Source organism: Pseudomonas sp. GW460-LB5, from assembly GCF_059423245.1.
Genome location: NZ_JBWKXT010000133.1, coordinates 1 through 1,074 on the forward strand (window position 1 = coordinate 1; position 1,074 = coordinate 1,074).

Sequence of the window (1,074 nt, forward strand, 5' to 3'; positions counted from 1 at the left end):
TTGGCCCACGTGATGGTGGCGAAGTTCGCCGACCATTTACCGCTGTACCGGCAGGAGAAGATTTTTGGTCGGGCCGGACTGCCCATCGCCCGTTCGACACTGGCGCAATGGATCGGACAGACCGGTGTGCAGCTCCAGCCTCTGGTCGATGCGCTGCGTGAGCATGTGTTGGCCCAGGGCGTGATCCACGCCGATGAGACCCCGGTTCAGATGCTCGCACCAGGCGAAAAGAAAACCCACCGCGCTTACGTGTGGGCCTATAGCACCACGCCTTTCTCGGCCCTAAAGGCCGTGGTCTACGACTTCAGCCCCAGCCGTGCCGGCGAACATGCGCGTAACTTCCTGGGCACGTGGAACGGTAAGCTGGTCTGCGATGACTTCGCCGGCTACAAGGCCAGCTTCGAGCTGGGCATCACCGAAATCGGCTGCATGGCCCATGCACGCCGCAAATTCTTCGACCTGCATGCAGCCAATAAAAGCCAGTTGGCGGAGCAGGCGCTTCACTCGATTGGCGGGTTGTATGAAGTCGAGCGACACGCCAAGGAAATGAGCGACGAAGCCCGCTGGCGATTACGTCAGGAAACAGCGGTGCCCATCGCTGAAAAACTGCATGAGTGGATGTTGGCCCAACGCGAACTTGTGCCCGAGGGTTCGGCCACGGCCAAGGCCCTGGATTACAGCCTTAAACGCTGGGTAGCGCTGACGCGCTACCTGGAAGATGGTGCTGTGCCCATCGACAATAACCAGATCGAGAATTTGATCCGGCCGTGGGCGCTTGGGCGCTCGAACTGGTTATTTGCCGGGTCGCTGCGCAGTGGAAAAAGGGCGGCGGCAATCATGAGCCTGATCCAGTCGGCGCGTATGAATGGGCACGATCCGTATGCCTATCTCAAGGATGTACTGATGCGGCTTCCGACACAGCGGGCGAGCGAAATCACGCAATTACTCCCGCAGCATTGGATGCTTGCCTGAGGCAGGCTAAGTGGACTTCGCCAAATAGTCAGCTCAAAGGCTGATTGGCATCAACAATTCGGAAGCGACTTTTCTCAGCATGTAGGTTTCGCGCAGAATTGA

General features: G+C 58.6%; 1 protein-coding gene. It reads left to right on the forward strand.

Annotation, left to right across the window (positions count from 1 at the left end; genetic code table 11):
* Window positions 1–972: IS66 family transposase (gene tnpC, locus AC07XM_RS31030; protein WP_197884678.1), on the forward strand; the 972-nt coding region annotated here is incomplete at its 5' end.
* Between the last annotated feature and the right edge of the window lie 102 nt (window positions 973–1,074).